Origin of the sequence: Pseudomonas sp. LS.1a (assembly GCF_022533585.1) — a bacterium.
GTDB lineage: Bacteria > Pseudomonadota > Gammaproteobacteria > Pseudomonadales > Pseudomonadaceae > Aquipseudomonas.
This window is the reverse complement of the sequence record NZ_CP092827.1, coordinates 3,809,139-3,833,359: the sequence shown is the minus strand read 5'-3', so window position 1 is coordinate 3,833,359 and position 24,221 is coordinate 3,809,139. Positions and strand designations below refer to the sequence as shown.

Below are 24,221 nucleotides of genomic sequence, written 5' to 3'. Positions count from 1 at the left end.
CGGTTGCCTGGCAAGTCTCGCCCCACGCTGACGCAACGGGGCAGGTGGCTGCACGAAAGGGGGGCGATGGCAGAGCGATTGGTGCTATCTGTTCAGACCAGTAAGACCGCGTGATGCCAAGGGGCGAAAGCGTATTCCGGGGCTGCCGGGCAACACTGGCACGGCCTGTGCTTTTCGGGCTAGGCAACTTCTTCGCATGCACCCGAGGCATTTTCCATGAAAAACATCCGTACCCTGTTTCTGGCCACCCTGCTTTGCGGCGGCGTCATGAGCGTTTCTCAGGCCCAGGCCGATGCGCTGGCCGACATCACTGCCCGGGGCGTGCTCAAGGTCGCCGTACCCCAGGACTTCCCTCCCTTCGGCTCGGTAGGGCCGGACCTCAAACCCCGCGGCCTGGACATCGACACCGCGCAACTGCTGGCTGACAGGCTCGGCGTCAAGCTGGCGCTGACCCCGGTCAACAGCACCAATCGCATTCCGTTCCTCACGACCGGCAAGGTCGACCTGGTGATTTCCAGCCTGGGCAAGAACGCCGAGCGAGAAGCGGTGATCGATTTTTCCCGCCCCTACGCACCGTTCTACCTGGCAGTGTTCGGGCCGGCCGAGACGTCGGTCGACGATATCGGTGCCGTTGCCGGCAAGACCATCAGTGTCACGCGTGGCTCGATCGAGGACATGGCGTTATCCGCGGTCGCCCCACAGGGTACGATCATCAAGCGCTTCGAGGACAACAACTCGACCATCGCCGCCTACCTGTCGGGCCAGGTCGAGCTGATCGCCAGCGGCAGCGTGGTGATGGCTGTCATTGCCGAGAAGAACCCGGGCAAGGTGCCGGTGATGAAGGTCAAGCTCAAGGACTCGCCCGTGTACGTGGGCCTGGCCAAGCAGGAGCCGGCCTTGCTCGAGAAGGTCAACGCCACCCTGGATGCGGCCAAGGCCGACGGCAGCCTCAACCGCAATGCCGAAAAATGGCTGAAGCAGCCATTGCCGGCCGACCTTTGAACGGCCCTGGAGTCGCTGACCCATGGCCTATCAATTTGATTTTTCCCCGGTGCTGGCCCAGGGCGGCCTGCTGCTCGAAGGGGCTGTGTTCACGCTTGAGCTGACGTTGATCGGCACCCTGTTCGGGGTGGCCATCGGTGTGCTTGGCGCGCTGGTGCGCGCCTGGCGACTACGGCCGTTCGATGCCCTGTTCGGCCTCTACGTGGAGCTGATCCGCAACACGCCCTTCATCGTCCAGTTGTTCTTCATCTTCTTCGGCCTGCCCGCGCTTGGCGTTCGGTTGACGGAATGGCAGGCGGCGGTACTGGCCATGGTGATCAACCTTGGCGCCTATTCCACCGAGATCATTCGGGCGGGTATCCAGGCCATCCCCAGAGGGCAACTGGAGGCTGCGGCGGCATTGGCCATGAGCCGTTTCGAGGCTTTTCGCCATGTGGTGCTGCAACCTGCACTGGCCAAGGTCTGGCCGGCCCTGTCGAGCCAGATCGTGATCGTCATGCTCGGCTCGGCGGTATGCTCGCAGATCGCCACAGAGGAACTGTCGTTCGCTGCCAACTTCATCCAGTCGCGCAACTTCCGGGCTTTCGAGACATACCTGCTGACCACGGCCTTGTATCTGGTCATGGCCATCCTGGTGCGCCAACTGCTGGCATGGTTCGGTCGACGCGCGTTGATGGGGAGACGCTGAATGGATTTCACCTTGTGGGACATCGTGCGCAACCTGCTCGCAGGCTTGCAATGGACCTTGCTGCTGTCGCTGGTGGCATTCGTCTGTGGTGGTATTGCCGGGCTGTTGCTGCTGTTGGCGCGCATCTCCGATAGCCGGTTGCTGCGTGGCGCGGCGAGGAGCTACATCGAGCTGTTCCAGGGGACGCCGCTGCTGATGCAGCTGTTCATGGTGTTTTTCGGCATCGCCCTGTTCGGCATCGATGTGTCGGCCTGGATGGCGGCGGCCATCGCCTTGACGCTGTTCACCAGTGCCTTTCTCGCCGAGATCTGGCGGGGCTGCGTCGAGTCCATACCACATGGCCAGTGGGAGGCCTCCGGCAGCCTGGCCATGAGCCGTCTGGAGCAGTTGCGCCATGTGATCCTGCCCCAGGCCCTGCGCATTGCCGTCGCACCGACAGTCGGGTTCTCGGTGCAGGTGGTCAAGGGCACGGCGGTGACCTCGATCATCGGTTTCACCGAGCTGACCAAGACTGGCGGCATGTTGGCCAACGCCACTTTTGAACCGTTCCTGATCTACGGTCTGGTGGCCGTGGGTTACTTCGTCCTTTGCTACCCGCTCTCGCTGAGCGCCCGTTATCTGGAGAGGAAGCTGCATGCCCCTGCTTAGAGTGTCCGCATTGCACAAGTACTACGGCGACAACCATGTGCTCAAGGGGGTCGACCTGGCGATCGAGGAGGGCGAGGTGGTCGCCATCATCGGCCGTAGCGGTTCCGGCAAGAGTACCTTCCTGCGAACCCTCAACGGCCTGGAGTCGATCAGCGACGGGGTGATCGAGGTGGATGGCGAATACCTGGATGCCAGCCGCGCCGACTTGCGCTCGCTGCGGCAGAAGGTTGGCATGGTGTTCCAGCAGTTCAACCTCTTCCCTCACCTGACCGTGGGCCAGAACGTCATGCTTGCGCCCCAGGTGGTGAAGAAGGCCGGCAAGGCCGAGGCCCGCCAGTTGGCCGAACAGATGCTCGCCAGGGTTGGACTGGGCGACAAGTTCGACGCCTACCCGGACCGCCTTTCCGGCGGCCAGCAGCAGCGGGTGGCGATTGCCCGGGCGCTTGCCATGTCGCCCAAGGTGTTGCTGTGCGACGAGATCACCTCGGCGCTCGACCCCGAGCTGGTCAATGAGGTGCTCGGTGTGGTGCGCCAGCTGGCCAGTGAAGGCATGACCCTGATCATGGTCACCCACGAAATGCGTTTTGCCCGGGAAGTCGGTGACAAGCTGGTCTTCATGCATCAGGGCAAGGTCCACGAGACGGGCCATCCGCGCGAGGTTTTCGCGGCCCCCCGGACAGCAGAGCTGGCGAACTTCATCGGTAGCGTGGCAGGGGGTTAGGGTCCATCGTGTTGCCCTGCGAAGGCGCCAGTGCCGATTCGGCGCGGCCCCTTACCCCGCATGCCTCAGGATGTAGCGAATGAAGGCATCCAGTTTGGGTAGCGCGCTGCGCTGGCGCAGATAGACCAGGTTGACCGGGCGGGTAGCGGGCAGGAAGTCGTCAAGCAGTGTGACCAGGCGCCCTGCGCGAAGGTCCTCGGCCACCAGGAACTCGGGTTGCAGCAGGATCCCGTTGCCTGCCAGGGCGGCCAGCCGCAGTGCCTGGCCATCGTTGCTTTTCAGCACCCAGTGTTCCGGCCAGGGGTATTCCTTGCCAGCGTCCAGCAAGGGCCAGGTGAAACGGTTGGTCCATGTGGAGTGCGCCAGTAACCTGTGCCCGGCCAGGTCTGCCGGAACGGCTGGGCGCCCGTGCCTGTCCAGGTAGCCGGGGGCGGCGCAGATCACCATCCGATAGGGGCGCAGTGCCTTGGCCACCAGATCTGCATCACCCAGGTTGCCAATGCGCAAAGCAGCATCGAACCCCTCGGCCATCAGGTCGACGACACTGTTGCTGAGCACCAGATCAACGCGCACGTCCGGGTGTTCGGTGAGAAAGCCGGCAACCAGCGGCGCGAGCAGCGACGAGCCCAGGGTCATGGGGGCGCTGATACGCAATAGTCCGCTGGGTGCCTGTTGCAAGCTTTCAACGCGCTCATAGGCCTTGCGAACCTGGTCCAGTGCCTGCCTGGACTCTTCGTAGAACACGCGGCCTGCTTCGGTGACGTGCATGCGCCGGGTACTGCGCTGGATCAGTTCGACCTGCATTGCATCTTCAAGTTGGCGGATATACCTGCTCACCATTACCACTGACAGGTCCAGGTGCTCGGCGGCCTGGCTGAAGCTGCCCTGTTCGGCGACGCTGACAAATACCTCCATGGCGCGCAGGCGGTCCATATTTTAACTCCTGGTTAAATATGATTGAACAATACCTGTATTTATTAACAAATTGTTTTTGCTTACCGTGAAGACTGTCAAGTCATCAATGAGGTATGCCCCGTGGCGCCCTTGCATTCGCTGCTCGAACATTTTCCACAAGTCAGCCTCGTCGACCGGCCAACACCCATTCAGCGCCTTGAAGGCCTTGAGCATTCGCTCGGGCTGCTTAAGCGCGGCATCAAGCTGTTCGCCAAGCGTGACGATTACATGGCCCTGGGCGGCGGTGGCAACAAGCTGCGAAAGCTTGAGTTTCACCTTGGCGAGGCCCTTCGAGACAAGGTGGATGTGGTCGTGACAATGGGTGGGCTGCAATCCAATCATGCACGTTTGACTGCGGCAGCCTGTGCGAAGCTGGGCATGCGTTGCGAACTTGTGCTGGGCCGTGCCGTACCCCGGGACGATGAAGAGTACGAGCACAACGGCAATGTGCTTCTGGATGAGCTGTTCGGGGCCGTCGTGCATATCGTGCCTGAAGGTTTTACCACGGCGAGTTGGGCCGACACCCGTGCACAGGAACTGCAAATGCAGGGCTGCAAGGTCAAGGTTATTCCCACCGGCGGCTCGACAGCCGTGGGGGGCCTGGGCTATGCCAAGGCCGCGCTGGAAATCGCCCGGCAGGAAGCCAGCATGGGCCTGAAGTTCACGCACATGGTCATGGCCAATGGCAGTTCCGGCACCCATGCGGGCATGGCCGCCGGGTTTGCTGCGATGGGGCGGGCGCCGGGCTTCATCAAGTCCTTTGCAGTACTTGCCGAGGCGCCTGAATCGCACCGTCGCACGCTTGAACTTACCCGGCAGACCTTGGAACTGCTTGGCAGCGAGCAGGTTATCGAGCCGCCAATGATTGCCGTCGATGGTGCACATCGCGGCGCGGGCTATGGTGTTCCGACGAAGGCCATGTTGTCGGCGTTGCAACTCATGGCCCGTTCCGAGGGGCTGTTGCTTGATCCGGTCTACTCCGGAAAAGCGTTCGCCGGCCTGGTCGCCGACCTGGAAAGCGGCTTGTACGCACAGGGTGACAACATCTTGCTGCTGATGACCGGTGGGGCACCGGGGATCTTCGCTTATCGGTCGGCCCTGCAGGGCGCATAGGTACGAGTGCGCCGGGTGCTTATGCCTGCGCATGATGAATGTGGGGTCTACCTTGAGTAGGCGCACCCGCGGCTGTCGTTTCAATTACCTGAGGTCGTGTGAAATGAGTAACCCCATTCAAGTGCCAAGGATCGCCGATCAAGGTACTGAAGATGTTGATACCGTCGAGACAAACGAGTGGCTGGATGCCCTGGAGGGCGTAGCACGCACCGAGGGCAGTGGGAGGGTGGAATTCCTGCTGCAGCGCCTGGCCGAGCATGCCGGCCACCTGGGGGCTCGAATCGCTGCCAACCCATACTCGCTTTACCAGAACACCATCGCCGTGGAACAGCAACCGGAGTACCCCGGTGATCTGGCGATGGAAGAGCGCATTACCTCGATCATTCGCTGGAACGCGCTGGCCATGGTGGCCAAGGCGAACAAGGCCTATGGCGAGCTGGGCGGCCATATCGCCAGTTACGCCTCTGCCGCGGAAATCTTCGAAGTGGGCTTCAACCATTTCTTCCGTGCCGATACTGCACAAGGCAAAGGCGACCTGGTGTATTTCCAGCCGCATTCCGCGCCAGGTGTCTATGCCCGCGCTTTCCTGGAGGGCCGGCTTGAGCAACAGCAACTCGAGCGTTATCGGCAGGAGGTGGATGGCGGCGGGCTGTGCTCCTATCCCCACCCTTGGCTCATGCCGGACTTCTGGCAGTTTCCGACCGGCTCCATGGGCATCGGCCCGATCAGCGCGATCTATCAGGCCCGCTTCCTGCGCTACCTGCAACACCGTGGCATTGCCTCGACCGAAGGGCGTCATGTCTGGGGGGTATTCGGCGATGGCGAGATGGACGAGCCGGAATCGGTCGCAGCACTGTCGCTTGCCGCACGGGAGAAGCTGGACAATGTCACCTTCGTGATCAACTGCAACCTGCAGCGGCTTGACGGGCCTGTGCGCGGTAACGGGCAAATCATCCAGGAGCTGGAATCGCTGTTCAAGGGTGCTGGCTGGAACGTTATCAAAGTGGTCTGGGGCTCGGGCTGGGATGCCCTGTTCGCCCGGGATCACCACCACGTTCTGCTGCGCCGCCTGGCCAGCACCGTCGATGGCCAGTACCAGGCCCTGGGTGCCAACGATGCAGCCTACAACCTTGCGCATTTCTTCGACCTCGACCCGGAGCTGCACGCGCTGGTCGCTCACATGAGCCCGGCCGAAATCGATGGCCTGCGTCGCGGCGGCCACGATTTTCGCAAGTTGCACGCTGCATTCGACGCAGCGAAGCGCCACAAGGGGCACCCGACGGTCATCCTGGCGAAGACCAAGAAAGGCTTTGGCATGGGCCAGGCCGGCGAATCGCGCAACACCGCGCACCAACAGAAGAAACTGGACGTCGAGGCGCTCAAGGCGTTTCGGGACCGTTTTGCGCTGCCGCTGGATGACCAGGCAGTGGAGGAGATGCGCTTTTATCGACCGCACGATGACAGCCCAGAACTGCGCTACTTGCATGCCCGTCGGCAGTCGCTGGGTGGTTACCTGCCTCGACGCACCAGCCTGGCCCCCAGCATCGCGGTACCGCCGCTTGCCGACTATGCGCGGTTCGCCCTGGCCCCTGACGATCGGGAAATCTCCACCACGATGGCTGTGGTCCGGCTCTTCACCAACCTGCTCAAGGACAAGCAGCTCGGCCCACGCATCGTGCCCATCGTGGCCGACGAGGCGCGTACCTTTGGCATGGCCAATCTGTTCCGCCAGGTTGGCATCTATTCACCGGTTGGCCAGCTCTACGAACCGGAAGACGCCGGTGCATTGCTGTACTACAAGGAATCCACCGACGGCCAGTTGCTGGAGGAGGGCATTACCGAAGCCGGTGCTGTCTCTTCGTGGGTCGCCGCAGCGACCTCCTACAGCGTCAACGGCGAGCCGATGCTGCCGTTCTATATCTACTATTCGATGTTCGGTTTCCAGCGCATCGGCGACCTGATCTGGGCGGCTGCCGACCAGCGCGCCCGTGGTTTCCTGATCGGTGCCACCGCTGGCCGCACTACCTTGGCGGGCGAGGGCCTGCAACACCAGGACGGTACCAGCCAGCTCATCGCCTCGACGGTGCCTAACTGCCGCGCCTACGACCCGGCGTTCGCCAGTGAGGCGGCCGTGATCATCGACCATGGCAGCCGACGCATGCTCGAGCAGCAGTGCGATGAGTTCTACTACCTGACGGTGACCAACGAGAACTACACCCAGGCCCCGCTGCAGGACAGCGAACACGACGATGTGATCCGTGGCATGCGCCTGTACGGCACGCGCGGAACGGAGGAGCCTGCGGTACGCCTGCTGGGTTCCGGCGCCATCATGCGGGAGGTGATCGCCGCCGCCGAGCTGCTGCTGCAGGACTGGGGTATCAGCAGCCAGATCTGGAGTGTCACCAGTTTCTCGGAGCTGGCACGCGATGCTCGCGAGGTAGAGCGCCAGCGCCTTTTCGGCAGCCAGTCCGAAGGGCAGAGCCACTTGCAGCGCTGCCTGCCCGGGCCTGTGCCGGTGGTGGCGGCCAGCGACTACGTGCGTGCTTATGCCCAGTTGATCGCTGCCCATGTCAGCGCGCCGTTCACCGCCCTGGGTACCGATGGCTTTGGCCGGAGTGACACGCGCTCGGCACTGCGTCGCTTCTTCGAGGTTGATCGTCAGCACATTGCCCTGGCGGCATTGGCAGGCATCGATCCTGGCAAGCACGCCGCAGCGCTGCAGCGTTATGGCATCGACGCACGTGCCGAGGCACCCTGGAACCGCTGAGCCTCGGCAGCCTTGGCCTGGCCTACGCCATCCGGCGTAACGCCACGGCCATGGCCCCGCCAAGTACCGGCATGCCCAGCAGCAGTTCGAATGAAGATTTCACGGTGTTGCATGAAAGGTCTCAAGTCGTTCGAAATATGACTTGGACGGTCTTGGTGGGTGGCGCATAGGATTGCAGCCACTGGAGTTCACAACCGACTCCCTCATCAGGAAAATGCACATGAACCTCAAATCACTTATCGCCAACCCGCTGGGCTTCGGTACCGCCCCACTGGGCAACATGTTCCGCAACGTGCCTGAAGACGAAGTACAGGCTACCGTCGATGCCGCCTGGAACAACGGCGTGCGCTACTTCGACAGCGCGCCGTTCTACGGTGCCGGCCTCTCCGAAAGCCGTCTGGGCAATGCCCTGGCCGCTCGCCCACGTGACGAGTACGTGCTCAGCACCAAGGTCGGCCGCATCATCCTCGACGAACTGGAAGACCCGGCTGCCCGTGAACTGGGCGAAAAAAGCGGCCTGTTCGAGCACGGCAACCGCAACCGCATCGTCAACGACTACAGCGCCGACGCCACCCTGCGCTCGATCGAAGACAGCCTGCGCCGCCTGAAGACCGACCGCCTGGACATCGTCTGGATCCACGACATCGCCCAGGACTTCTACGGTGACGAATGGCTGAGCCAGTTCGAAGTCGCCCGTACCGGTGCCTTCCGCGTACTGACCCGTCTGCGTGAAGAAGGTGTGATCAAGGCCTGGGGCCTGGGTGTGAACCGCGTCGAGCCGATCGAGCTGACCCTCGACCTGGAAGAAGCCCGTCCGGACGGCTTCCTGCTGGCCGGCCGCTACTCGCTGCTGGACCACGACCGCGCACTGCAACGCGTCATGCCGCAAGCGGTGGAGCAGGGTGTCGGCATTGTCGTGGGTGGCCCGTACAGCTCGGGTGTTACCGCTGGCGGCGAGCACTTCGAGTACCAGAAAGCCACCCAGCCGGTGCTGGCCAAGCTCGAGCGCATCCGTGCCGTGGCCCGTGCCCATGGCGTGGATGTGAAGGCGGCGGCCCTGCAGTTCGCCCTGGCCCACCCGGCCGTGGTCTCGGTGATCCCGGGCTCCACCCGCCCTGCACACGCCAACGAAGACCTCGCCGCCCTGAGCAAGGTGATTCCGATGGCCTTCTGGAACGACCTGCGCCAGCAAGGGCTGATCAACGCCAAGGCTCCGGTACCTGCTGTTTAAACCGATCTTGCAGGGCCGCTTGGCGGCCCTGTCTACCCCGAATCAATGGGGCCACGCCCCGAGGAGAATCACCATGGCAACTGCACAAGCTTCCATCACCCTGGCAACCGATGCCAATCGCGTCTGGCAACTGATTGGCGGTTTCGACGCGCTGCCCGACTGGCTGCCGTTCATTCCCGAAAGCACCCTGAGCGAAGGCGGCCGCGTTCGTACCCTGAAAAGCGTGGCTGGCGACACCATCGTCGAGCGCCTGCTGGACTTCAACGAAGCCGGCCGCAGCTACAGCTACACCATCCTCACAGGCCCGGCTCCGGTGCGTGACTACCAGTCGACCCTGCGTGTGGTGGCTGAAGGTAGCGGCTCTCGCGTGGAATGGTCCGGCTCGTTCGTGCCGGTGGGTATCAGCGATGCTGAAGCAACCGCGCTGTTTGCCGGCATCTACGAAGATGGCCTGGCGGCGCTGAAGAAAGGGCTGGAAGGCTAGGCGGTTTTCTGGAAGGGCTTGCCCGGCGACAGTGTCAGGATTCGAACCCTGGAACGTCGCTTGGGGGCCGGCTAACACGTCGGCAGAGTTTCCAGGTAGCACCAGAACTCATCGGCAATCAGTGACAAGGGAGAGGTCCTACGGCTCTATCGGAAGTTTCACTGCCCAGTCCGGTTTGTACACCTTAAGGGTGTCGCTACCATCAGGGTTCGGCGCTTCCAGGGAGATTTCAGTGACCTTTTCCGGCCATACAAGAAAACCGGGGTTAGTAGCGTGAACCGGCCCTTGTGTTCACCCAGGAGCTTTCTGTGCTCGGCCTTGTTGATTCTGTTGTGTCTATTGGGTGTATTCCCGCTGGATGTAATCCTGCCATCATTCCCTGCGCTCGCAGACGAGTTTCACGTCGAGTCACAGCAGATAGCCTACTCGGTGAGCTTCTTTGCGTTTGGTGTCGCCTTGGCGCAAATCGTGATCGGGCCATTGTCGGATGGCATGGGGCGCAAGCGGTTGTTGCTCGCTGGGTTGGGAGTGTCCATTGCAGGGGCAGTGGGTTGTGTACTTTCAACCCGCTATGAGACGTTCATGGCGTTCCGTTTGCTGCAGGCCCTGGGTTGCGGGAGTTTCGTGCTGGGCCAGGCGCTCGTGCAGGATCTGTACAGTGGTAGACAGCGCAATGCCATGCGGATCCTGCTGATCAGCGCAAGTGGGCTGTTCATTTCGTTGTCACCGGTCGCAGGCGCTTTTCTCCAACAATCCTTTGGCTGGAAAGGCAGCTTTACGGTATTCGCTTTCATAGCCGTGATCGTTTCATGCCTGTCATATGCATTGCTGCAGGACACGCCTGCATCGCGAGGCCGTAGTTCGGGCATGCGCAGCTATTGGGTCATGCTGCGTGATACGACCTATCTTGCGCACTCCCTGCTGTCCAGCCTCGCGTTTGCCTGCCATTTTTCCTTCATCGTGGTCGCGCCATTGGCGTTGATGGACCGCCTGGGGCTGACGCCATATCAATTCTCGGTGGTATTTATCGCCTATGGGCTTGCGTATATCGCTGGCGGAGCAGCTGCGACCTACTTGAACAATCGTGTAAGCCCGCAGGTTCAGATCAAGACAGGATTCCTGCTTATAGCTGCCGGGGGCATCACACTGTTGATCTGGGAGCAGCTAGCGGGATTGACGGTGGCGGGGCTGCTGCTGTCGATGATCATCTGCACGACCGGGACAACGCTGGTGCGTCCTGCTGCAACGACCCAAGCCTTGGCGCGCTACCCGCATCAGGCCGGTGCGGCAGCGTCGCTCAATACGACGTTGTTGTTCGTAGGTGGTGGTTTGGCTGGCAGTCTTGTTGCTGGCGTCGAAAGCGAACTGCCGATGAGCCTGGGGCTTTTGTTCCTGGGTGTCAGTTTGTGCGGATGGCTACTGCTTGCATGCCTGACGGAAACGCTATCGAGCACTCGAACTTGATAGCAAGCGAGCCATCCTCGGTGAAAGCGATTACGGCGTAGCTGAGGTGTTGATCAGGCCCAGATACCAAACAGCACCAACGCCGCCACGCCAAGTCCGACCGCAACCGAACAGCCGCCCAACGACAGTGCCGCCCGACCTTGCCGGTACCAGCCGTCCTGGCCCAGTTGCCGTGCCGGTGCCAACAGGCTGCGCCAGTGCAGTTCCGTGTCATGGAACGCCTGCAGATTCGCCATGTCCGCATCCAGCCAACGGCGAAAATCAATCCGCTCGCAGGCCGTTACCTGTGGGCTCTGCAAGCGCACGTACCATTGCCCGGCAACACTCGCCAGCACATCCCGGCGCGAGCGGCCGGCCTGCAGTGCCTGGTCCATGTGCCGCTCGATGCTCGCCAATGGCAGGTCGAGGCGGGCGGCGATGCTGGCGAAATCCAGTTGGTCGAGGCGGTTGAGCAGGAACACCTGTTGCACACGCCGTGGCAGGCGCTTCAGGGCGTACAGCAGGGCGTCGTCGACATGATGTTCGGCAGCAGGGCCTGGGTGCTCAAGGGGCAGCAGCAGACGGGTCATGGACAGCTCCTTGCTCTGGTAAGGGGGAGAGGGGTGGGGGCATCTTCCGTGATGCATGATCAGCGTAGGTGAAACGAGATTGATTCTCAAGTGCTGATTCCGCAAAGTTTTGTAATGAGCGTTCACGCCCTGAAACACCTTTGCTATCATGCGCGCCATCACGATCTTCATTAGCCTGAAGAGCCAAAAAAAAGACCCAGCAAAAAGCCGGGTCAAAAACCGTGATTAGCCTGATGAGGAGATAATCTGAGAGCGACCTAAGCTCCAGGTTATCCAGCAGATCTTGCGATCAGCTGAGTGCAATAATAATCGTTATCATTTGCCAGTCAAATGAATTTTCGCTAATCCGGTAAAAAAGTTTTACCGGTGCGCTTCCTTGTCCCGGCAATCGGGGCTTTGCCGTTACCCGGCCATCACGTTCTCTCCCTTCTTTTCGTCTCTACAAACCCGGTTCCCCGGTGCGTTTGTGCTCCAGCAGTGCGCGGGCCATGTCCATCATGTGCATCAGGGCGAAGGTCAGCTCGCGCTGGCTGCCCTGCTGGTGGGTTGCGGTCTCCTGTGCGGTGGCGGCGGCGCAGCGCAGCAGGGCGATGGCGTGCTCCTGCGCCTGGTCGGTGGTTACGCCCTGGTGCAGGGTCCAGATCTTGTTGTCCAGAGTGGGACGCGGTGGGTTGGGGTTGAGGTAGTAGTCGAGAGCGCGGCGGGCGGCTTCGCTGTCGAGATCTGTTTCGTCGTTTTTCGGATGTTTCATCGCGATACCTTCTGATTTCCCTTCAAACACGCGGGAATCACAGGATAGGTCAGTCTGTACTATCTATCGAAAAATAAATAATTCAGATTGTGTATTGCTGCGAGTAATACAGTCCGTATTGTTGCCGCTCATGGAAAACTGGAACGCATTTCTCAAGCGCTACAAGCGCGAACACAATCTCAGCCAACTGAAGCTGGCCGAACGCCTGGGCATGACTCAGGGGGGCGTGGGGCATTGGCTGCGTGGCACGCGGCGGCCGACGCTGGAAACCATCAACGAAAAGCTCGAAAAACTTGGGCTGGTGTTTCTGGAAGCCCAAGTCATGGTGGTGGAGCGCGATATCGTGCGCGAATCGCCTGGTCACTATGCGGCTGAACAGCCGGTTTCGGCCGAAGCGCTGCTGTATGCGAGCTTTCGCTTCCCGGTGCTGAGTTGGGCTGACTTGCAGGGGCCTTTGCCAGAGACAAGCAAGGCCCACGAACAGACGGACTATATGCCCGCAGGCAATGCATTCTGGTTGGTGGTGGAAAACGACTCGATGAATGCCGCCAGCGGCAAGAGCGTGCCTGAGGGCATGCGTGTGCTGGTGGATACCGGCCTGCCGGCAGAACCAGGGAGGTTGGTAATCGCGCGGCAGCCCGGGCGGCCGGCAGTATTGCGGCAGTTGGTCGAGGAGGGCGGAGACAAGATGCTCAAGCCGCTGAATACGCGCTATCCGACAGTCCTGTGTGAAGAAGGCTGCGAGTTTCTGGGCGTGGTCGTGCGGGGGCACGAGGTTTTCTAGCTTGCCGGGGCCGCTTTGCGGCCCTTTCGCGACACAAGGCCGCTCCCACAGCGGTCGCGTCGGGTTTGATCGTGACGCACGCCTTTGCAGGAGGCTCATGGCAGCGATGAATATGGATAAATGGATCGCCCTGGTCCGTACCCGGATGGAAGAGCTAGGGCTCACTCAGGAACAGCTGGCCGAGCGCGTTGGCGTGTCTCAAGGCAGCGTGGGGCATTGGGTGAACAAGCGGCGTCAGCCGAAGATCGAGTCGATGAATCGCACGCTCGTCGAGATTGGCATGCCCCATTACAGCGTCAGCTTGCAGCTGCGCATTCAGGGGCAGGACGGGGAGCGGAGCGTTTACGAGATGGATGGGGCCGATGACGACGTGGACCTCATGCAATACATCGTGTGCTTCCGCTACCCGGTGCTGGGCTGGGATGAGCTAGGTATCGCAGAGGGGGTGGAGCCAGGTGTGTTCGAGCAGACTGACTACCTGGCCCAAGGCAAGGCGTTCTGGCTGACCGTCGAGAATGATGCGATGAGTGCCGCCAGTGGCCGCAGTGTGCCGCAGGGTATGCGGATGTTGGTGGACCCTGGGGTAGATGCCGAGCCAGGGCGTTTGGTTATCGCTCGTCAGCCGGGCAAACCGGCGATCTTCCGTGAGTTGGCGGAGGAAGGTGGGCAACGGTACCTGAAGGCACTTAACAGCAACTACCCGGCGCTGCTGTGTGAGGATGGCTGCGAGTTTCTGGGGGTGGTCGTGCGGGTGCATGGCTCCTTCTAGATTGCCGGGGCTGCTGCGCAGCCCTTTCGCGACACAAGGCCGCTCCCACAGGTACGGTGCATGCCTTGAGGTTGGCGCGGTACTTGTGGGAGCGGCCTTGTGTCGCGAAAGGGCCGCAAAGCGGCCCCCAGGACGCTTACTCTGCCAAATCGACCAGCACCGTCCCTTCGCTGACCATATCCCCTTCCTGGCAGAACAACGCCTTCACCGTGCCGCCATGCGGCGCGCGAATGCTGTGCTCCATCTTCATGGCTTCCAGCACCACCAGCGCCGTACCCGCTTCCACCACCTGCCCCGGCTCCACCAGCACCCGCACGATGCTGCCGTTCATGGGCGCACCCAGGCCACCCTGGTGGCTATGGCTGGCCTCGGCCTCGGCAATCGGGTCGAAGGATTCGATGGCATGCATCTCACCCTCCCAGTGAAGGTACAGCGTGCCACCGCGGCGGATCGCCAGATGCTGGCGACGCACGCCCGCCTGGTCATGTACCAACTGCTCGCCCACCAGCTGCCAGGTAGACGCAGCGCTGCGCTCCAGGGCTACTGCCTGGTCCTGCCCGCCACTCACCAGATGCAGGCTGCTGCGCGCCGGCAAGCCAAGGCGCAGGCCATTGCGCTCGGCCCATGGCGAACTGCGGTCGTCCTCCCGCTGATGTGCGGCCTGACCCTGCAGCCAGGCCTCGGCCGCCGCTTCCCAGAAGCCTGCCGGCAGCGCTTGCGGTGCGGGCAGCAAAACCGCCTGATGACGCGGAATGAAGCCGGTATCCAGCTCCGCTGCCGCAAACGCCGGGTGGGCGAGAATGCGCCGCAGGAAGGCGATGTTGGTCTTCAACCCGCCAATGGCAAACTCGTCGAGCATGGCCAGCAAGCGCAGGCGTGCCTGTTCGCGGTCTTCGCCCCAGGCGATCAGCTTGCCCAGCATCGGGTCGTAGAACGGCGACACCACATCGCCTTCGCTGACCCCGCTGTCCACCCGTCGCCCTTCGCCGGCTGCCGACTCGCGGTACAGCGCCAGCTTGCCGGTGGCGGGCAGGAATTCGTTGGCCGGGTCTTCGGCGTACAGGCGCACTTCGATGGCATGGCCGATCAGCGGCACCTGGTCCTGGGTAATCGGCAGGGCCTCGCCGCAGGCCACGCGAATCTGCCAGGCCACCAGGTCCAAGCCGGTAATGGCTTCGGTGACCGGGTGCTCCACCTGCAGGCGGGTGTTCATCTCCATGAAGAAGAACTCGCCGCGGGCATCGAGCAGAAACTCCACGGTACCGGCGCCCACGTAGCCGATGGCCTGGGCTGCGCGTACCGCCGCCTCACCCATGGCCCGGCGCAATTCGGGTGACAGGCCTGGTGCTGGGGCTTCTTCCACCACTTTCTGGTGACGACGCTGGATCGAACAATCACGCTCGTTGAGGTACAGGCAGTTGCCGTGCTGGTCGGCGAATACCTGGATTTCCACGTGACGAGGCTTGAGCACGTATTTTTCCACCAGCATGCGCGCATCGCCGAACGATGACTGCGCCTCACGCTGTGCCGAGGCCAGGGCGTCGGCCAGCTGGCTTTCCTCCTCGACCACTTTCATGCCCTTGCCACCGCCGCCGGCGCTGGCCTTGAGCAGCACCGGGTAGCCGATGCGTTCGGCGGCGGCGCGGAAGGTGTCCAGGTCCTGGGCTTCGCCGTGGTAGCCCGGCACCAGCGGCACGCCAGCGGCTTCCATCAGCGCCTTGGCCGCCGACTTGCTGCCCATGGCGTCGATGGCGCTGGCCGGTGGGCCGAGGAAGATCAGCCCGGCCTCTTCGATGGCGCGGGCAAAGCCCGCGTTCTCGGACAGGAAGCCATAGCCCGGGTGGATGGCCTGGGCGCCGCTGGCCTTGGCGGCGGCCAGCAGCTTGTCGACCAGCAGGTAGCTTTCGGCAGCCTTGGTGCCGCCGAGGTCGACGCGGATATCGGCTTCGCGGCTGTGCCGGGCATCACGGTCGGTGGCGCTGTGCACGGCGACAGTGGTCAGGCCCATGGCCTTGGCGGTGCGCATCACCCGGCAGGCGATTTCGCCGCGGTTGGCGACCAGCAGGGTGGTCAAAGCGGGGCGGCTCATGGGCGCGGCTCCTTCTTGTCATCGGTTTGCCAGGCGGGGCGGCGTTTTTCCAGGAAGGCGCGCAGGCCCTCCTGGCCTTCGGCGCTGACGCGGATGCGGGCGATGGTGTTTTCGCAATAGCGGCGCAGCGCCGGGCTGAGTTCGCCGGCGTCCACTTCGCGCAGCAGGTCCTTGGTGGCGCGCAGCGCTTGCGGGCTGTTCTGCAGCAGGTTGGCGACCCAGGCTTCGACCTGGGCGTCCAGTTCGCTGGCCGGGTACACCTCGGCCAGCAGGCCCAGCTCGCGGGCCCGCACGCCACTGAAACGTTCGGCGGTGAGGGCGTAGCGGCGTGCGGCGCGCTCGCCGATGGCCTTGACCACGAACGGGCTGATCACTGCCGGGGCCAGGCCGATGCGCACTTCCGACAGGCACAGCTGGGCGTCTTCGGCGCCGATGGCCATGTCGCAGCAGCTGATCAGGCCCAGCGCGCCACCAAAGGCGGCACCTTGGACCACGGCCAGGGTCGGCACCTTGAGGCGGTGCAGGGCATACATCAGTTCGCCCAGCTCGCGGGCATCATCCAGGTTGGTGTTGAAGTCCAGCTGCGCCGACTGCTGCATCCAGGCCAGGTCGGCGCCGGCGCTGAAGTGTCGGCCACGGCCGCGCAACAGCACGAAGCGCAGGCTGGCGTCCTCGGCCAGCTGGTCGAGGGCGACGATCAGTTCGCGGATCATCTGCGCGTTGAAGGCGTTGTTCTTGTCCTCGCGGCTCAGCCACAGGGTGGCGAAGCCGCGCGGGTCGCGGATCACTTCGAGGGTGCTGAAATCGCTCATGGTCACATCCGGAAAATGCCGAAGCGGCTCTGTTCGATCGGTGCGTTCAGCGCGGCGGACAACGCCAGGCCGAGCACGTCGCGGGTCTGTGCCGGGTCGATGACACCGTCGTCCCACAGGCGGGCGCTGGAATAGTAGGGGTGGCCCTGATGCTCGTACTGGTCAAGGATCGGCTGCTTGAGCCGGGCTTCGTCCTCGGCGCTGAACGGGTGGCCACTGCGCTCGCTCTGTTCGCGTTTGACCTGGGCCAGCACGCCGGCGGCCTGTTCGGCCCCCATCACGCCAATCCGCGCGTTGGGCCACATCCACAGGAAGCGCGGGTCGTACGCCCGGCCGCACATGCCGTAGTTGCCGGCACCGAAGCTGCCACCGATGATCACCGTGAACTTCGGCACCTGGGCGCAGGCCACGGCGGTGACCAGCTTGGCGCCGTGCTTGGCGATGCCACCTTCCTCGTACTTTTTACCGACCATGAAACCGGTGATGTTCTGCAGGAACAGCAGCGGGATGCCGCGTTGGCAGGCCAGCTCGATGAAGTGCGCGCCTTTTTGCGCGGCCTCGGCGAACAGGATGCCGTTGTTGGCCAGGATCGCCACCGGGTAGCCGTGCAGGTGGGCGAAGCCGCACACCAGGGTGGTACCGAACAGCGCCTTGAATTCATCGAACACCGAGCCGTCGACCAGGCGCGCGATCACCTCGCGCACGTCGAACGGTTGCTTGGCATCGGCCGGCACCACGCCGTACAGCTCGTCGGCGGCGTACAGGGGGGCCACCGGGGCCTGGCGCTGCAGCTTGCCCAGCTTGTGCCAGTTGAGGTTGGCCACGCTGCGTCGGGCCAGTGCCAGGGCGTGTTCGTCGTTGTCGGCGTAGTGGTCGGCCACGCCGCTGGTGCGGCAGTGCACATCGGCGCCGCCAAGGTCTTCGGCACTCACCACTTCACCGGTGGCGGCCTTTACCAAGGGTGGGCCGGCGAGGAAGATGGTCGCTTGCTGGCGCACCATGATCGCTTCGTCGGCCATCGCTGGCACGTAGGCACCGCCGGCGGTGCACGAGCCCATCACCACGGCAATCTGCGGAATGCCCAATGCGCTCATGTTGGCCTGGTTGAAGAAGATCCGCCCGAAGTGCTCGCGGTCGGGGAACACTTCATCCTGGCGTGGCAGGTTGGCGCCGCCGGAGTCCACCAGGTAGATGCACGGCAGGCGGTTCTGCAGGGCGATGGTCTGCGCACGCAGGTGCTTCTTCACCGTCAGCGGGTAGTAGGAACCGCCTTTGACCGTGGCGTCGTTGGCCACGATCATGCATTCCACGCCTTCGACGCGGCCGATGCCGGCGATTACGCCCGCAGCAGGCACGTCTTCGCCATATACCTCATGGGCGGCCAGTTGGCCGATTTCGAGGAACGGCGAGCCCGGGTCCAGCAGGCGGTCGATGCGCTCGCGTGGCAGCAGCTTGCCACGTGAGGTGTGCCGCTCCTGGGCCTTGGGCCCGCCGCCCTGGGCCACCTGGGCGAGCAGGCCGCGCAGGGCCTGGACCTGTTCGAGCATGGCCGCGCTGTTGCCGGCGAACTCCGCCGAACGCGGGTTGATCTGGGTGTGCAAGGTAGCCATGTGCGCGCGTCCCCTGTGCTCAGCGGGTTTCGTTGAACAGTTCGCGGCCGATCAGCATCCGGCGGATTTCGCTGGTGCCGGCACCGATCTCGTACAGCTTGGCGTCGCGCAGCAGGCGGCCTGCCGGGAATTCGTTGATATAGCCGTTGCCACCCAGAATCTGGATCGCCTCCAGGGCCATTTGCGTGGCGCGTTCGGCGGTGTAGAGGATCACCCCGGCGGCATCCTTGCGGGTGGTCTCGCCACGGTCGCAGGCCTGGGCCACGGCATACAGGTAGGCGCGGCTGGCGTTGAGCTGGGTGTACATGTCGGCGATCTTGCCCTGGATCAGCTGGAACTCGCCGATGCTCTGGCCGAACTGCTTGCGGTCGTGGATGTAGGGCACCACCAGGTCCATGCAGCTTTGCATGATGCCGGTCGGGCCGCCGGACAGCACCACGCGCTCGTAGTCCAGGCCGCTCATCAGCACGCGCACGCCGCCGTTGAGCTGGCCGAGGATGTTTTCTTCCGGCACTTCGACGCCGTCGAAGAACAGCTCGCAGGTGTTGGAGCCGCGCATGCCCAGCTTGTCGAACTTGTTGCTGCGGCTGAAGCCTTTCCAGTCACGCTCGACGATGAACGCGGTGATGCCATGCGCGCCCTTGTCCAGGTCGGTCTTGGCGTAGATCACGTAGGTGTTGGCGTCGGGGCCGTTGGTGATCCAGGTCTTGCTACCGTTGAGCACGTAGTGGTCGCCGCGCTTTTCCGCGCGCAGCTTCATCGACACCACGTCGGAGCCGGCGTTGGGCTCGCTCATGGCCAGGGCGCCGATGTGCTCGCCGCTGATCAGCTTGGGCAGGTACTTGAGCTTCTGCTCGTGGCTGCCGTTGCGGTTGATCTGGTTGACGCAGAGGTTGGAGTGGGCGCCGTAGGACAGGGCCACCGAGGCCGAGCCACGGCTGATTTCTTCCATCGACACCACGTGGGCCAGGTAGCCCAGGCCGGCACCGCCATATTCTTCCGGCACGGTGATGCCCAGCAGGCCCATGTCGCCGAACTTGCGCCACATGTCGGCCGGGAACAGGTTGTCGTGGTCGATTTGCGCGGCGCGCGGGGCCAGTTCGGCGGCGACGAAGGTGCGCACCTGGTCGCGGAGCATGTCGATGGTTTCGCCCAGGGCGAAGTTCAGGGTGGGGTAATGCATGCTGGGGCACCTTCTTGTTCTTGAAATTGGGTAACACCGTAGCTCAAGGGCTATCCACCGGCCCTGTGGGAGCGGGTTTACCCGCGAATGCGTCAGCAGGGCCACCGTCATTGCCTGGATGATCGCATTCGCGGGTAAACCCGCTCCCACAGGGTCGGTGATACGCCGACAAACCCGATGTCGTTTTCACCTTTACGTTAACGTAAACCTGTGGACGGTCACTGTCAATCGACTCATCACCTTTACGTAAACGTAAATCTGCGCCAGAGTATTCCCGCTTGCTTCAGTCGTGCCCAGAACAACCACAAGAAGGGACACCCATGAGTCAACCAAGCTATACCCGCGGTCGCCAGGACCAAGCCTTGCTGACCCAGACCATCGGCCAGGCCTTCGATGCCACCGTGGCCCGTTTTGCCGATGGCGAGGCACTGGTGTCGCGTCACCAGGGCCTGCGCTACAGCTGGCGGCAGCTGGCCGAGCAGGTCGAGGTACATGCCCGTGCCTTGATGGCCTTGGGCGTGAACACCGGCGATCGGGTCGGCATCTGGTCGCCCAACTGCGCCCAGTGGTGCATCCTGCAGCTGGCCAGCGCCAAGGTCGGTGCCATCCTGGTCAACATCAACCCGGCCTACCGCGTGGGCGAGCTGGAATACGTGCTGCGCCAGTCCGGCTGCCGCTGGCTGGTGTGTGCCGATGCCTTCAAGACGTCCGACTACCACGCCATGGTCCAGGAACTGGCACCCGAACTGGCCAGCGCCATCCCGGGTGAAATGGTCAGTGAACGCCTGCCCGACCTGCGCGGTGTGGTCAGCCTGGCCGCCAACCCGCCGGCAGGCTTCCTGCCTTGGCAAGCGCTGGCCGAGCGGGCAGGGCAGACCTCCGTCGAGGCCTGCGCGGCGCGCCAGCAAAGCCTGCAGTTCGACCAGCCGGTGAACATCCAGTACACCTCCGGCACCACTGGCGCGCCGAAGGGCGCCACGCTCAGCCACTACAACATCCTCAACAACGGCTTCATGGTCGGCGAAAGCCTGGGCCTGACCGCACGTGACCGCATGGTGATCCCGGTGCCGCTGTACCACTGCTTCGGCATGGTCATGGCCAACCTCGGCTGCATCACCCATGGCAGCACCATGATCTACCCCAACGACGCCTTCGACGCCGAGCTCACCCTGCGCGCCGTGGCCGAAGAGCGCGCCAGCATCCTTTATGGTGTGCCGACCATGTTCATCGCCATGCTCGACCACCCCGCGCGTGCGCAAATGGACCTGTCGACCCTGCGCAGCGGCATCATGGCCGGCGCCACCTGCCCGATCGAGGTGATGCGCCGGGTCATCGACCAGATGCACATGGCCGAAGTGCAGATCGCCTACGGCATGACCGAAACCAGCCCGGTGTCGCTGCAGACCGGCCCGGACGACGGCCTGGAACTGCGCGTGACCACCGTGGGTCGCACCCAGCCGCAGCTGGAGAACAAGCTGGTGGACGCCGACGGCTGCATCGTCCCGCGCGGCGAGATCGGCGAGCTGTGCACCCGCGGCTACAGCGTGATGCTCGGCTACTGGGACAACCCCCAGGCCACGGCGGATGCCATCGACCCGGCCGGCTGGATGCACTCGGGCGACCTGGCGGTGATGGACGAGCACGGCTACGTACGTATTGTCGGGCGCAACAAGGACATGATCATTCGCGGCGGCGAGAACATCTACCCGCGTGAGCTGGAAGAGTTCTTCTACACCCACCCGGCGGTGGCCGATGCGCAGGTGATCGGCATTCCGTGCAGCCGTTATGGCGAGGAGATCGTCGCCTGGATCAAGCTGCACCCGGGGCACAGTGCCACGGTCGAGGAACTGCAGGGCTGGTGCAAGGCGCGCATTGCGCATTTCAAGGTGCCGCGGCACATCCGCTTCGTCGACGAGTACCCGATGACGGTGACCGGCAAGGTGCAGAAGTTCCGCATGCGCGAGATCAGTGTCGAGGAGCTGTCTGCCGGGTGATGTGTTGCCTGTGCCGGCCTCTTCGCGGGTAAACCCGCTCCCACAGGTATTGCACAGCCTTCGAGGTCGGTGCTGTACCTGTGGGAGCGGGTTTACCCGCGAAGAGGCCGGCCCTGCCAGCACAGAATCCTGGTCTACCCTTAAGCCTCTACCGGTGGCTCCTGGTTGGGCGGGTCGCCCACCGTCGGCGGCACGGTCGGCTTGATCGGCAGCTCGTCCGGGGCTTCTTCCGGCACGGGCGGCGGCAGGCTGGGGTCGTCGATGTTGGGGTCGGGTGTCTCCGGTGGAATGGGAATGTTCATGGCCTGACCTCGCATGGGTAATTGAAGAGGTGCTGCAGGCTTCGACTCCTGGCAGCTGCCGTTCGCTCAATTTTATTGAACCCCACGCCTGTGCCCGGCTCTGAACCCTTACCGCTACCAGCCTGAGGGAGCAAGGTCCGATGTCACGAAACGAGCCCTTCGAAAGCGTGCCCATGGCCAACGATCACCCGGACCAGGCCATCAGCCTGTCCCAGGCGCTGCTGGCGCCACGCATCGTGATCGAAGACACCCAACCCGTGCTCGAAGCCGGTACCTTCGCCACCAAGGCCATCAGTGGCCAACCAGTGGCGGTCAGCAGCAAGGTCTACAGCGACGGCCACGACCGCCTGGCGGTGATGCTTAACTGGCGCCAGGCCCACAGCCGGCGCTGGCATTGCGTGCCCATGCATTCGCCGGGCAACGACCTGTGGCAGGCCGAGTTCACCCCCACCGAACTGGGCCCGCACCTGTTCAGCATCGAGGCCTGGATCGACCCGTTCGCCACCTATTGTCACGACCTGGAGAAGAAGTACCACGCCGGTGTCGAGGTCAGGCTGGAGCTGGAGGAAGGCCGGTTGATGCTGGGCAAGGGCATCGAGTTGTGCGACGGTGCCCTGCGCGAGGAACTTCAGGCCATCCAGCAGCGCCTTTCCACCCTGGATGCCGACGACCAGGTGGCGCTGTTTCTCGACCCGGCCACCGCGCGCCTGATGAGCGATGCCGAGCACCGCAGCTACCTGGCCCGCAGCCGTGAATTCCCCGTCGATGTCGACCGCCCGGCAGCGCAGTTCGCCAGCTGGTACGAGCTGTTCCCGCGCTCGATCACCGACAGCCCCGAGCGCCACGGCACCTTCAATGATGTGCACGAGCGCCTGCCGATGATCCGCGACATGGGCTTCGACGTGCTGTACTTCCCGCCCATTCATCCCATCGGCATGCAGCACCGCAAGGGCCGTAACAATGCCCTGAAAGCCGAGCCCGGCGATCCGGGCAGCCCGTATGCCATCGGCAGCCCGGAAGGCGGCCACGAGGCAATCCACCCGCAACTGGGCAGCCGCGACGACTTCCGTCGCCTGGTGGCCGCGGCGGCCGAACATGGCCTGGAAATCGCCCTCGACTTCGCCATCCAGTGCTCCCAGGATCACCCCTGGCTGAAGGAGCACCCTGGCTGGTTCAGCTGGCGCCCGGACGGCACCATCCGCTATGCCGAGAACCCGCCGAAGAAGTACCAGGACATCGTCAACGTCGATTTCTACGCACCCGACGCCGTGCCCTCGCTGTGGCTGGCCCTGCGTGACGTGGTGGTCGGCTGGGTCGAGGAAGGGGTGAAAACCTTCCGCGTCGACAACCCGCACACCAAGCCACTGCCGTTCTGGCAGTGGCTGATCGCCAATGTGCGCAGCCAGCACCCCGAGGTGATTTTCCTTGCCGAGGCGTTTACCCGGCCGGCGATGATGGCGCGCCTGGGCAAGGTTGGTTATGCGCAAAGCTACACCTACTTCACCTGGCGCAATCACAAACAGGAGCTGCGCGAGTACTTCGAGCAGCTTAACCAGCCGCCGTGGAGCCAGTGCTACCGGCCCAACTTCTTCGTCAATACGCCGGATATAAACCCGTACTTTCTGCACACCTCCGGCCGTGCCGGCTTCCTCATCCGCGCGGCGCTGGCCACCATGGGGTCGGGGCTGTGGGGCATGTACTCGGGCTTCGAGCTGTGCGAAGGCACGCCACTGCCGGGCAAGGAGGAGTACCTGGATTCGGAGAAGTATGAAATTCGCCCGCGCGATTTCAGTCAGCCCGGCAACATCATTGCCGAAATCGCCCAGCTCAACCGCATCCGCCGACAGAACCGCGCCTTGCAGACTCACCTGGGCGTGGCGTTCTTCAACTGCTGGAACGACAACATCCTGTACTTCGCCAAGCGCACGCCGGCGCGCGACAACTACATCCTGATCGCGGTGAGCCTCGATCCGCACAACGCCCAGGAGGCGCATTTCGAATTGCCGCTTTGGGAGCTGGGGCTGGACGACAACGCCGAAACCCATGGCGAGGACCTGATGAACGGCCACCGTTGGTCGTGGTACGGCAAGACCCAATGGATGCGCATCGAGCCTTGGCATTTGCCGTTCGGCATCTGGCGCATCGAAAAGGCCCGTTAACAAAGTGCACGCCATCCGCTGTGGGAGCGGGTTTACCCGCGAAGCAGGCGCCGCGGAGCATGGCACGGGCTTCGCCCGTGTTCGCGGGTAAACCCGCTCCCACAGGGTTCGTGTCAAGTCAGTTGCT

21 protein-coding genes are annotated in these 24,221 nt (G+C 63.3%); 13 read left to right on the top strand and 8 right to left on the bottom strand.

Annotated elements, in window-relative coordinates:
• The first annotated feature begins 216 nt into the window (after positions 1-216).
• The 4 genes from MKK04_RS17825 to MKK04_RS17810 are packed head-to-tail and all read left to right on the top strand — an operon-like array spanning position 217 to position 3,059.
• Complete coding sequence (locus MKK04_RS17825; RefSeq protein ID WP_233686911.1) at positions 217-1,002, top strand: transporter substrate-binding domain-containing protein; 786 nt, start codon at positions 217-219, stop codon at positions 1,000-1,002.
• Positions 1,003-1,024: 22 nt separating this feature from the next.
• On the top strand, positions 1,025-1,690 hold the full coding sequence (locus MKK04_RS17820) for an amino acid ABC transporter permease (RefSeq protein WP_207831086.1): 666 nt from the start codon (positions 1,025-1,027) through the stop codon (positions 1,688-1,690).
• A complete protein-coding gene (locus MKK04_RS17815; protein WP_233693661.1) occupies positions 1,691-2,338 on the top strand; it encodes an amino acid ABC transporter permease in 648 nt (215 codons plus the stop codon).
• A complete protein-coding gene (locus tag MKK04_RS17810; RefSeq protein ID WP_046615618.1) occupies positions 2,325-3,059 on the top strand; it encodes an amino acid ABC transporter ATP-binding protein in 735 nt (244 codons plus the stop codon). Before MKK04_RS17815 ends, MKK04_RS17810 begins: the two co-directional genes overlap by 14 nt.
• Before the next feature lie 51 nt (positions 3,060-3,110).
• On the opposite strand, the gene MKK04_RS17805 is transcribed toward MKK04_RS17810, so the two are convergent.
• Entirely contained in the window at positions 3,111-3,992 is an 882-nt protein-coding gene (locus MKK04_RS17805; protein WP_063912637.1) for a LysR substrate-binding domain-containing protein, read from the bottom strand.
• 102 nt (positions 3,993-4,094) lie between these two features.
• Here MKK04_RS17805 and MKK04_RS17800 point away from each other — a divergent pair, with 102 nt between their 5' ends.
• From MKK04_RS17800 to MKK04_RS17780, 5 genes are all read left to right on the top strand, one after another.
• Positions 4,095-5,126 carry a D-cysteine desulfhydrase family protein gene (locus MKK04_RS17800; RefSeq protein ID WP_178076355.1) on the top strand — a complete coding sequence of 344 codons (1,032 nt, stop codon included), beginning with the start codon at positions 4,095-4,097 and terminating at the stop codon, positions 5,124-5,126.
• A 103-nt stretch (positions 5,127-5,229) separates the two neighbouring features.
• Positions 5,230-7,893: an alpha-ketoglutarate dehydrogenase gene (mdeB, locus tag MKK04_RS17795; RefSeq protein WP_241105848.1), complete on the top strand. Its 2,664-nt coding sequence runs from the start codon at positions 5,230-5,232 to the stop codon at positions 7,891-7,893.
• Between the two features lie 220 nt (positions 7,894-8,113).
• Positions 8,114-9,124: an aldo/keto reductase gene (locus tag MKK04_RS17790; protein WP_241105847.1), complete on the top strand. Its 1,011-nt coding sequence runs from the start codon at positions 8,114-8,116 to the stop codon at positions 9,122-9,124.
• A gap of 73 nt (positions 9,125-9,197) precedes the next feature.
• Positions 9,198-9,608, top strand: a complete 411-nt coding sequence (locus MKK04_RS17785) for an SRPBCC family protein (RefSeq protein ID WP_207831096.1) — start codon at positions 9,198-9,200, stop codon at positions 9,606-9,608.
• Between the two features lie 273 nt (positions 9,609-9,881).
• The gene (locus tag MKK04_RS17780) at positions 9,882-11,072 is read left to right on the top strand and encodes a Bcr/CflA family efflux MFS transporter (RefSeq protein ID WP_241105846.1); all 1,191 of its coding nucleotides are present in this window, start codon (positions 9,882-9,884) and stop codon (positions 11,070-11,072) included.
• A gap of 53 nt (positions 11,073-11,125) precedes the next feature.
• On the opposite strand, the gene MKK04_RS17775 is transcribed toward MKK04_RS17780, so the two are convergent.
• Together MKK04_RS17775 and MKK04_RS17770 are read right to left on the bottom strand one after the other, a co-directional pair.
• Complete coding sequence (locus tag MKK04_RS17775; RefSeq protein WP_063912627.1) at positions 11,126-11,641, bottom strand: DUF4880 domain-containing protein; 516 nt, start codon at positions 11,639-11,641, stop codon at positions 11,126-11,128.
• Positions 11,642-12,080: 439 nt separating this feature from the next.
• A complete protein-coding gene (locus MKK04_RS17770; protein WP_063912626.1) occupies positions 12,081-12,392 on the bottom strand; it encodes a DUF6124 family protein in 312 nt (103 codons plus the stop codon).
• Positions 12,393-12,522: 130 nt separating this feature from the next.
• Here MKK04_RS17770 and MKK04_RS17765 point away from each other — a divergent pair, with 130 nt between their 5' ends.
• Both MKK04_RS17765 and MKK04_RS17760 read left to right on the top strand, forming a co-directional pair.
• Positions 12,523-13,176 (top strand): LexA family protein, encoded by a 654-nt coding sequence (locus tag MKK04_RS17765; protein WP_063912625.1) that lies wholly within the window; start codon positions 12,523-12,525, stop codon positions 13,174-13,176.
• A gap of 106 nt (positions 13,177-13,282) precedes the next feature.
• On the top strand, positions 13,283-13,945 hold the full coding sequence (locus tag MKK04_RS17760; protein WP_241105845.1) for a LexA family transcriptional regulator: 663 nt from the start codon (positions 13,283-13,285) through the stop codon (positions 13,943-13,945).
• A gap of 136 nt (positions 13,946-14,081) precedes the next feature.
• Here the strand turns inward: MKK04_RS17760 and MKK04_RS17755 are convergent, their stop codons facing one another.
• The 4 genes from MKK04_RS17755 to MKK04_RS17740 are packed head-to-tail and all read right to left on the bottom strand — an operon-like array spanning position 14,082 to position 19,639.
• Positions 14,082-16,034, bottom strand: a complete 1,953-nt coding sequence (locus MKK04_RS17755; RefSeq protein WP_241105844.1) for an acetyl/propionyl/methylcrotonyl-CoA carboxylase subunit alpha — start codon at positions 16,032-16,034, stop codon at positions 14,082-14,084.
• Complete coding sequence (locus MKK04_RS17750; protein ID WP_233686908.1) at positions 16,031-16,846, bottom strand: gamma-carboxygeranoyl-CoA hydratase; 816 nt, start codon at positions 16,844-16,846, stop codon at positions 16,031-16,033. The genes MKK04_RS17755 and MKK04_RS17750 overlap by 4 nt, the downstream gene beginning before the upstream one ends.
• A 2-nt stretch (positions 16,847-16,848) precedes the next feature.
• Positions 16,849-18,456 carry a carboxyl transferase domain-containing protein gene (locus MKK04_RS17745; protein WP_207831107.1) on the bottom strand — a complete coding sequence of 536 codons (1,608 nt, stop codon included), beginning with the start codon at positions 18,454-18,456 and terminating at the stop codon, positions 16,849-16,851.
• Between the two features lie 19 nt (positions 18,457-18,475).
• Positions 18,476-19,639: an isovaleryl-CoA dehydrogenase gene (locus tag MKK04_RS17740; RefSeq protein ID WP_025339821.1), complete on the bottom strand. Its 1,164-nt coding sequence runs from the start codon at positions 19,637-19,639 to the stop codon at positions 18,476-18,478.
• A gap of 320 nt (positions 19,640-19,959) precedes the next feature.
• Between MKK04_RS17740 and MKK04_RS17735 the strand changes: the two genes are divergently transcribed.
• Positions 19,960-21,633, top strand: a complete 1,674-nt coding sequence (locus MKK04_RS17735; RefSeq protein WP_241105843.1) for an AMP-binding protein — start codon at positions 19,960-19,962, stop codon at positions 21,631-21,633.
• A gap of 140 nt (positions 21,634-21,773) precedes the next feature.
• On the opposite strand, the gene MKK04_RS17730 is transcribed toward MKK04_RS17735, so the two are convergent.
• Positions 21,774-21,935 (bottom strand): hypothetical protein, encoded by a 162-nt coding sequence (locus MKK04_RS17730; protein ID WP_172827510.1) that lies wholly within the window; start codon positions 21,933-21,935, stop codon positions 21,774-21,776.
• A 140-nt stretch (positions 21,936-22,075) separates the two neighbouring features.
• Between MKK04_RS17730 and MKK04_RS17725 the strand changes: the two genes are divergently transcribed.
• Positions 22,076-24,094 carry an alpha-1,4-glucan--maltose-1-phosphate maltosyltransferase gene (locus tag MKK04_RS17725; RefSeq protein WP_241105842.1) on the top strand — a complete coding sequence of 673 codons (2,019 nt, stop codon included), beginning with the start codon at positions 22,076-22,078 and terminating at the stop codon, positions 24,092-24,094.
• The last annotated feature ends 127 nt before the right edge of the window (positions 24,095-24,221 follow it).

Coding starts and splice junctions, on each gene's coding strand:
- MKK04_RS17825 (WP_233686911.1), top strand. CDS start 217: ATGAAAAACATCCGTACCCTGTTTCTGGCCACCCTGCTTTGCGGCGGC.
- MKK04_RS17820 (WP_207831086.1), top strand. CDS start 1,025: ATGGCCTATCAATTTGATTTTTCCCCGGTGCTGGCCCAGGGCGGCCTG.
- MKK04_RS17815 (WP_233693661.1), top strand. CDS start 1,691: ATGGATTTCACCTTGTGGGACATCGTGCGCAACCTGCTCGCAGGCTTG.
- MKK04_RS17810 (WP_046615618.1), top strand. CDS start 2,325: ATGCCCCTGCTTAGAGTGTCCGCATTGCACAAGTACTACGGCGACAAC.
- MKK04_RS17805 (WP_063912637.1), bottom strand. CDS start 3,992: ATGGACCGCCTGCGCGCCATGGAGGTATTTGTCAGCGTCGCCGAACAG.
- mdeB (WP_241105848.1), top strand. CDS start 5,230: ATGAGTAACCCCATTCAAGTGCCAAGGATCGCCGATCAAGGTACTGAA.
- MKK04_RS17790 (WP_241105847.1), top strand. CDS start 8,114: ATGAACCTCAAATCACTTATCGCCAACCCGCTGGGCTTCGGTACCGCC.
- MKK04_RS17785 (WP_207831096.1), top strand. CDS start 9,198: ATGGCAACTGCACAAGCTTCCATCACCCTGGCAACCGATGCCAATCGC.
- MKK04_RS17775 (WP_063912627.1), bottom strand. CDS start 11,641: ATGACCCGTCTGCTGCTGCCCCTTGAGCACCCAGGCCCTGCTGCCGAA.
- MKK04_RS17770 (WP_063912626.1), bottom strand. CDS start 12,392: ATGAAACATCCGAAAAACGACGAAACAGATCTCGACAGCGAAGCCGCC.
- MKK04_RS17765 (WP_063912625.1), top strand. CDS start 12,523: ATGGAAAACTGGAACGCATTTCTCAAGCGCTACAAGCGCGAACACAAT.
- MKK04_RS17760 (WP_241105845.1), top strand. CDS start 13,283: ATGAATATGGATAAATGGATCGCCCTGGTCCGTACCCGGATGGAAGAG.
- MKK04_RS17755 (WP_241105844.1), bottom strand. CDS start 16,034: ATGAGCCGCCCCGCTTTGACCACCCTGCTGGTCGCCAACCGCGGCGAA.
- MKK04_RS17750 (WP_233686908.1), bottom strand. CDS start 16,846: ATGAGCGATTTCAGCACCCTCGAAGTGATCCGCGACCCGCGCGGCTTC.
- MKK04_RS17745 (WP_207831107.1), bottom strand. CDS start 18,456: ATGGCTACCTTGCACACCCAGATCAACCCGCGTTCGGCGGAGTTCGCC.
- MKK04_RS17740 (WP_025339821.1), bottom strand. CDS start 19,639: ATGCATTACCCCACCCTGAACTTCGCCCTGGGCGAAACCATCGACATG.
- MKK04_RS17735 (WP_241105843.1), top strand. CDS start 19,960: ATGAGTCAACCAAGCTATACCCGCGGTCGCCAGGACCAAGCCTTGCTG.
- MKK04_RS17730 (WP_172827510.1), bottom strand. CDS start 21,935: ATGAACATTCCCATTCCACCGGAGACACCCGACCCCAACATCGACGAC.
- MKK04_RS17725 (WP_241105842.1), top strand. CDS start 22,076: ATGTCACGAAACGAGCCCTTCGAAAGCGTGCCCATGGCCAACGATCAC.